Here is a 543-nt window from a genome sequence, read left to right as displayed (position 1 = left end):
CCTTCAGTAATGACGCCATCGAGACGAACACCATCGCCGAGGCGCAGGTCGTCAAGCGTAAGAGAGTTAGCACTTGGATAAGCCTTCACTTGGCCCGCTGTAAATTGATATTGTATTGGCTTAGCGCCGATCCATGCCGGTGTGAGCTTGTGATTGGCATACAAATCGCCAAGAGTTCCCGCTCGGACGCCGACGATCTTGCCCTCCAGGTCGGAAGGCTTCGTCGCTTTGCTATCCTTGTGAACGACAGCGACTTCGCCTTCGTAGAAGTACATGGCCGGGAAGGCGAATTTTTTGGCGCGATCGTTGGTCGGCGTCATTTGACCCATGGCCATGTCCCAACGCCCCCCCCACTGGCCTGCCTGAATGATATCCCAGCCCGGGGTCACGAATTTGATCTTCACGCCCAAGTAGTCCGCAATGCCCTTCGCGACCTCTACATCATCACCGTCGAGTTCATGTTGGTCGTTCAAGTGAGACAAGGCTCCCCAGTCGGACCCGACCGCTACCGTCAATGTCTGTGCCGCGAGCACACGATCAAGG

At 56.2% G+C, this 543-nt stretch carries 1 protein-coding gene; it reads right to left on the bottom strand.

The annotated features are described in order from the left end of the window. A partial coding sequence (locus tag EN969_RS34530) for a transporter substrate-binding domain-containing protein (RefSeq protein ID WP_245467692.1) occupies positions 1-473 on the bottom strand: 473 nt, incomplete at its 3' end. Positions 474-543: the final 70 nt, after the last annotated feature.

Source organism: Mesorhizobium sp. M7A.F.Ca.CA.003.01.2.1, assembly GCF_003998945.1.
GTDB classification, from domain to species: domain Bacteria; phylum Pseudomonadota; class Alphaproteobacteria; order Rhizobiales; family Rhizobiaceae; genus Mesorhizobium; species Mesorhizobium ciceri.
Note: the sequence above shows the minus strand (reverse complement) of the source record. Positions and strands in the feature narration are given on the sequence as shown.